Below are 6,624 nucleotides of genomic sequence, written 5' to 3' on the forward strand. Positions count from 1 at the left end.
AGATTCAGTCGCACATGACTACGCAACAACCTTTGCGTGAAAGGTTATTGACAAGTGTTGAATTGTGCGCGGGGGTGCTCTGATGAGCGACTGGTGAGCAATTCACGTGCGCCCCGAATTACAGCTGGGGCGGGGTCATGGTGAAGCGTGCGTTCACCTGGGCGTAGACGGTCTGGCGTTGCGGTTCCAGGTCGAGGGCGGGGGCGGCCGCGTCTTCCATGGCTCCGCCGTATGCCGCCGAGCGCATCATGCCGGCGGGCGCCGCCATCGCCATGGGTACGGCGTTTTCCGCGCCGAGGTCGGCGAGTTCGACCAGGGCCGCGAGGCGTGCGCCGAGGGCTTCCGCGTATTCGCGGGCGCGCTGGACGGCTTCGCGTACGGCCTGCCGCCTGGCTTCGCCGTGGGCGGGCGAGTCGGGGCGCAGGGCCCACCAGGGGCCGTCGACGCGGGTGAGCTCGAGGTCGGCGAGGCGGGTGGTGAGTTCGCCGAGGCTGGTGAAGTCGTTGAGTTCGGCGCTGACGTGGACCCGGCCCTGGTAGGCGCGGATGCGCTCGCCTCGGCCGTGCCGGGTGAGTTCGGGGCTGATGGAGAAGGCGCCGGTTTCGAGCTTTTCGACGGCGTCTCCGTAGGACTTGATGAGGTCGAGGACGGCTGCGTTGCGGCGGGTGAGGTCGTCCAGTGCGGTGCGCCGGTCGGTGCCGCGTGCGCTGACGCTGATTCCGATGCGGGCGATCTCCGGGTCGACCTCGATGCGGGCCTCGCCGCGGACGGCGACTCGCGGGACCTCAGGGGTGCCGTAGGGGGCGGCGGGCTGGGGCGTGGCGTCGTCGGTCACGGTCGGCTCCTTCGTGGCTGGCTCGTGCTGGTACCAACCACTGTGGCACCTGGGTCGGACAACCGGCGGTCACCGGATCGAAACCCGCGGGGGGTGTTGACGCGGGTGGCTCCTGGGCCAGAATCTACGCGCGTTATCTACGCGCGTTGTGCTTGTGGTGATATCTGAAGAGGGAGATCAAATGCCGCTCGACCGACGGTCGTTCCTGGGCACATCGGCCGCGACGGGGGCCGGTGTCGCGCTGGCGGGGGCCACCGCCGTTCCCGCCGAAGCCAAGGGCATGGCCGAGGGCCAGGGGCCTGGGCCCGGGCGTCCGCCGAAGCGGTACTCGTTCACCGTCATGGGGACCACCGACCTGCACGGCAACGTCTTCAACTGGGACTACTTCACGGACAAGGAGTTCGACGACAAGGCGCACAACGACGTGGGTCTGGCGAAGATCTCCACGCTGGTCGAGCAGGTCCGTGCGGAGAAGGGGCGAAGCAATACGCTGCTGATCGACGCCGGTGACACGATCCAGGGCACGCAGCTGTCGTACTACTACGCCAAGATCGACCCCATCACCGCCCGGCGCGGGCCGGTGCACCCGATGGCTGAGGCCATGAACGCCATCGGCTACGACGCGGCGGCGCTGGGCAACCACGAGTTCAACTACGGCATACCGGTGCTGCGCAAGTTCGAGAAGCAGTGCGACTTCCCGCTGCTGGGTGCCAACGCGCTGGACGCGAGGACGCTGCGGCCTGCTTTCCCGCCGTACAGCGTGCACCGGCTTCGCACGCCCTGCGGCCGTGATGTGAAGGTTGCCGTCCTCGGCCTCACCAATCCGGGTATCGCGATCTGGGACAAGGCCAACGTCCAGGGGAAGATGACGTTCCCGGGTCTGGAGGAGCAGGCGGCGAAGTACGTGCCGCGGCTGCGGTCCATGGGCGCGGATGTTGTCATCGTCTCGGCGCACTCCGGTTCCAGCGGCACGTCCTCGTACGGTGACCAGCTGCCGTATATCGAGAACGCGGCCGGTCTGGTCGCGGAGCAGGTACCCGGTATCGACGCGATCCTCGTCGGGCACGCGCACACCGAGATCGCGGAGTACCGGGTCACGAACAAGGAGACCGGCAAGGAGGTCGTCCTCTCCGAGCCGCTGATGTGGGGGCAGCGGCTGACTCTGTTCGACTTCGATCTGGTCTGGTCGAAGGGGCGTTGGACGGTCGAGAGGGTGGCGGCCAAGGTCCTCAACTCCAATACGGTGGAGGAGGACCCGAAGATCGCGGGGCTGCTCGGGGACGAGCACCGGAAGGTCGTGGGGTACGTCAACCAGGTCATCGGTTCGTCAACGGCGGCGATGGCCACGGCTGAGGGGCCGTACAAGGACGTTCCGATCATCGACCTGATCAACCACGTGCAGGCGGAGACGGTGAAGGCGGCGCTGGCGGGTGGCGCGTATGCCGCGCTGCCGGTTCTCTCCCAGGCGTCGTGTTTCTCCCGTACGGCCGCGATTCCGGCCGGTCAGGTGACGATCAGGGATGCGGCGGGGCTGTACCCGTTCGAGAACACGCTGGAGGCGCGGCTGCTGACCGGTGCGCAGCTGAGGGACTATCTGGAGTTCTCGGCGAAGTACTTCGTGCAGACCGCGGCCGGCGCGCCGGTGGATCCGGCGAAGCTGACGAACGCCGACGGCACTCCGGACTACAACTACGACGCGGTGTACGGCCTGACGTATGACATCGACATCGCGAAGCCGGTCGGTTCGCGCATCACGGGGCTGTCCTTCGCGGGCCGGCCGATCGACCCGGCGGCGGAGTTCGTGCTCGCGGTGAACAACTACCGGGCGAGTGGCGGCGGGAACTTCCCGTATGTTCCGCGGGCGAAGCAGTTGTGGGCGAACTCGGATGAGATCCGTAACACGATCATCACGTGGGTGCAGGCCGAGGGGACGGTCGATCCGGCGCAGTTCGCGTCGGTGGAGTGGAGGCTGACGCGGGACGGTACGCCGGTGTTCTAGCCCGGCGATCGGTCTTGTGACCGGTCATGTGTGTTCCACGAGGGGGAGCAGGCCCTCCGGCGCGGGTGCCGGGCGGGGCTGTTCCCGTTCCAGGCCGAAGCTGGTGAAGGCGGTGCGCTGTGGGAGGGGGTAGGGGTTTTTGCCGGTCAGGGAGTTGAGGATGGCGGCGCTGCGCCAGGCGGCGAGGCCCAGGTCGGGGGCGCCGACGCCGTGTGTGTGGCGCTCGGCGTTCTGTACGTAGACCGAGCCGGTGACGGACGGGTCGAGCACCATGCGGTACTCGTCGTCGATGCGGGGGCGTTCGGCGGAGTCCCGGCGGATGTACGGGTCGAGGCCGGCGAGGAGGGGGCCGAGGGGGCGCTCGCGGTAGCCGGTGGCGAGGACGACGGCGTCGGTGGTGAGGCGGGAGCGGGTGCCCTGCTGGAGGTGTTCCAGGTGGAGTTCGACTTTGGTGGTGGCGACTCGGCCTGCCGTACGGACGGTGACGCCGGGGGTGAGGACGGCGTCGGGCCAGCCGCCGTGGAGGGTGCGGCGGTAGAGCTCGTCGTGGATGGCGGCGATGGTGTCGGCGTCGATGCCCTTGTGGAGCTGCCACTGCTGGGGGACGAGCCGGTCGCGTACGGGCTCGGGGAGGGCGTGGAAGTAGCGCGTGTAGTCGGGCGTGAAGTGTTCGAGGCCGAGTTTGGAGTACTCCATGGGCGCGAAGGCCTCGGTGCGGGCCAGCCAGGTGATCTTCTCGGCTCCGGCGGGGCGGGTGCGCAGCAGGTCGAGGAAGACTTCGGCGCCGGACTGGCCGGAGCCGATGACGGTGATGTGCTGGGCGCCGAGGATCCGTTGCCGGTGGTCGAGGTAGTCGGCGGAGTGGATGACGGGGACGGTGGGTGCTTCGGCGAGGGGGCGGAGGGGTTCGGGGATGTACGGGGCGGTGCCGATGCCGAGGACGAGGTTGCGGGTGTATGAGCGGCCGAGTGCTTCGGCTTCGCCGTCCGGGTCGAGTTGGGTGAAGTCGACTTCGAACAGGTCGCGTTCGGGGTTCCAGCGGACGGCGTCGACCTGGTGGCCGAAGTGCACGTCGGGCAGGTGCTGGCTGACCCAGCGGCAGTAGGCGTCGTACTCGGCACGCTGGATGTGGAAGCGCTCGGCGAAGTAGAAGGGGAAGAGCCGGTCGCGGCTGCGCAGGTAGTTGAGGAACGACCAGGGGCTGGCGGGGTCGGCGAGGGTCACCAGGTCGGCGAGGAAGGGGACTTGGAGGGTGGCTCCGTCGAGGAGCAGGCCGGCGTGCCAGTGGAAGGCGGGGCGCTGGTCGTAGAAGGCGGTTGCGAGGGTGTTGCCGGGTACGCCGTGGGCGAGGGCGGCGAGGGAGAGGTTGAACGGGCCGATGCCGACGCCGATGAGGTCGTGTGGCTGGTCGAGGTCGGGGTGCGGGTGGGGGGTCTTGGGTGTCGGGGCGGTCATCGGCGGGTGCTGCCTTCCAGGAGTTTGAGGAGTGTTTCGAGGTCGCTGCGGGTGGTGTGGGGATTGAGGAGGGTGGCCTTGAGCCACAGGCGGCCGTCGGCGCGGGCCCGGCCGAGGACGGCGCGTCCTTCGGTGAGGAGGGTGCGGCGCAGTGCGGCGAGGTGCTCGTCGGTGGTGTGGGCGGGCCGGAAGAGGACGGTGCTGATGGTGGGCCGGTCGTAGAGCTCGAAGCCGGGGTGGGCGTCGATGAGGTCCGCGAGGTGGCCGGCGGATGCGCAGGTGCGGTCGACGAGTTCGGCGAGTCCCCTGCGGCCGAGGGCTTTGAGGGTGGCGGCGGCCTTGAGGATGTCGGGGCGCCGAGTGGTGCGCAGGGATCGGCCGAGGAGGTCGGGGAGGCCCGCCTCGGTGTCGTCGTCGGCGTTCAGGTACTCGGCGCGGTGCGCGAGCGGGGCGAGGGCTGCCGTGTCGGGTACGGCGAGGAGTCCGGCGGCGACCGGCTGCCAGCCGAGTTTGTGCAGGTCGAGGGTGACGGACTGGGCGCGGTCGAGGCCGTGGAGCTTGTGGCGGTGGGTGTCGCTGAAGAGGAGTGGTCCGCCGTAGGCGGCGTCGATGTGCAGTTCCGCGCCGTGGGCGGCGCAGAGGTCGGCGATCTCCGGCAGTGGGTCGATGAGGCCGGTGTCGGTGGTGCCGGCGGTGGCGGTGACGAGGAGGGGGCCGTGGCCGTGCAGGTCGGTGAGGACGTCGGCGAGGGCGGCGAGGTCGATGAGGCCGGCGGGGGCGGGGACGGCGACGGGGTCGGGGAGGCCGAGGAGCCAGGCGGCGCGCGGGATGGAGTGGTGGGCGTTCGCGCCGTACACGACCTGGAGGGATCCGTGGCGTTCGCGGGCCAGGAGGAGGGCGAGCTGATTGGACTCGGTGCCGCCGGTGGTGACGAGGGCGTCGGGTGCGTGTGCGTGGGGGGCGTGTGCGTGGGGGTAGACCTCGGCTGCGAGGGCGCGCGCGACGAGGGCTTCCAGTTCCGATGCGGCGGGGGCCTGGTCCCAGGAGTCCATGGAGGGGTTGAGCGCGGAGGCGGCGAGGTCGGCGGCGGCGGCGAGTGCGAGGGGCGGGCAGTGCAGGTGGGCCACGCACAGCGGCTCGGCGGGGTCGGCGGCGCCCTCGGCGAAGGTACGGACGAGGGTACGCAGGGCCGCGTCTGCGCCGGTGCCGGTGTCGGGCAGTACGGGGTCGACGGCGTCGCGTACGCGTGCGGCGACGGCTTCGGGCCCGCCGGCGGGCATGGGCCCGCCGCGGGCGGCGGCGCCCTCGCTCAGGGCGTCGAGCACGACGGCGAGCAGCGGCCGCAGCGCACCGGCCCCACCCGCGCCTCCGGCGAGCGGAGGGAGGGGGGTGCTGGTGCCGGTGGGCGGCGTACTCATGTGGCGGTCCTTCGGGTGCGCGTGGGAGGGACACACCAGCGTGTACGGCGATCGCGAGGCGCACCCGCAGAGCTCAACGATCTCAACCCGAAAGTGGTACTGCGGGGCGGGGAGGGATGGTTGGGGGTTGGGGGCTGGTACGGGGGCTTGGGGGGGCGGGTACGGCGACCTTGGTGGGGGCTGGTGGTTCGGGACTGGGGTGCCGCCGCCTGCGGGTGTTGCGGTGCCAGGCAGGTCACGGCGGCGTCGAGGGCTACCGCGGGTGGTGCGGGGGCCGGGAAGGCCGTTGAGCGGCGGGCCCGCGCCCGGCCGCCAGGCCGGCGGGCCGCCCGGCCGCCAGGCCGCCGGGCCGGTGGGCCGGCGGGCGGTGGGCCGGCGGGCGGTGGGCCGGCGGGCGGTGGGCCGGTGGGCGGCTCGGGGGCGCGGCCACTCCGGGGTAGACCAGGCCCGGCTCGGCGACCAACAGGCCGGTGGGTGGGGGCGGGTCGGGCGGGTCCGGGAGCGGGTGGTTCGGGGATGGGGGCCGCCCGCCACTGGGCCCCGCCCAGCCGCCCCCACCGGCCTGGCGGCCGCCGAGCCCGGCCGGGCTACCCCCGGACCGTCCGCGCGCCCCCCACCCACCGGCCTGACGGCCGCTATGCCGGGGCCGGGCCCATCCCAGACCTGCCGGGCGTCTTGCCCCACCCACCGGCCTGACGGCCGCTATGCCGGGGCCGGGCCCATCCCAGACCTGCCGCGCGTCTTGCCCCACCCACCGGCCGGCAGCCACTGAACAAACCCACGCCGCCCACCAGGCTCAGGTGGGGCCCCGCTCCCCGGGGCCGCCCGACGTACATCCGCACTAGTGTCCTGCGCCAGTAGTTGATCGTTAGTTGTTGTGTGACTTCTGCTGCTGGTGCGTCTATTCCTCGTCGGGG

The 6,624-nt window shown here is 71.2% G+C and carries 4 protein-coding genes; 1 reads left to right on the forward strand and 3 read right to left on the reverse strand.

Translation table 11 applies throughout. The annotated features are described in order from the left end of the window. Positions 1–118 precede the first annotated feature (118 nt). Positions 119–835, reverse strand: a complete 717-nt coding sequence (locus NLX86_RS23820) for an SIMPL domain-containing protein (protein ID WP_254373803.1) — start codon at positions 833–835, stop codon at positions 119–121. Between the two features lie 181 nt (positions 836–1,016). On the opposite strand from NLX86_RS23820, the gene NLX86_RS23825 reads away from it, so the two are divergent. Then, positions 1,017–2,834, forward strand: a complete 1,818-nt coding sequence (locus NLX86_RS23825) for a 5'-nucleotidase C-terminal domain-containing protein (RefSeq protein WP_254373804.1) — start codon at positions 1,017–1,019, stop codon at positions 2,832–2,834. 24 nt (positions 2,835–2,858) lie between these two features. On the opposite strand, the gene NLX86_RS23830 is transcribed toward NLX86_RS23825, so the two are convergent. Next, a complete protein-coding gene (locus tag NLX86_RS23830; RefSeq protein WP_254373805.1) occupies positions 2,859–4,289 on the reverse strand; it encodes a lysine N(6)-hydroxylase/L-ornithine N(5)-oxygenase family protein in 1,431 nt (476 codons plus the stop codon). Then, positions 4,286–5,707 (reverse strand): aminotransferase class V-fold PLP-dependent enzyme, encoded by a 1,422-nt coding sequence (locus tag NLX86_RS23835; protein ID WP_254373806.1) that lies wholly within the window; start codon positions 5,705–5,707, stop codon positions 4,286–4,288. The genes NLX86_RS23830 and NLX86_RS23835 overlap by 4 nt, the downstream gene beginning before the upstream one ends. Positions 5,708–6,624 lie beyond the last annotated feature (917 nt).

It is taken from the genome of Streptomyces sp. A3M-1-3, from assembly GCF_024213665.1.
Classification (GTDB): Bacteria; Actinomycetota; Actinomycetes; order Streptomycetales; family Streptomycetaceae; genus Streptomyces.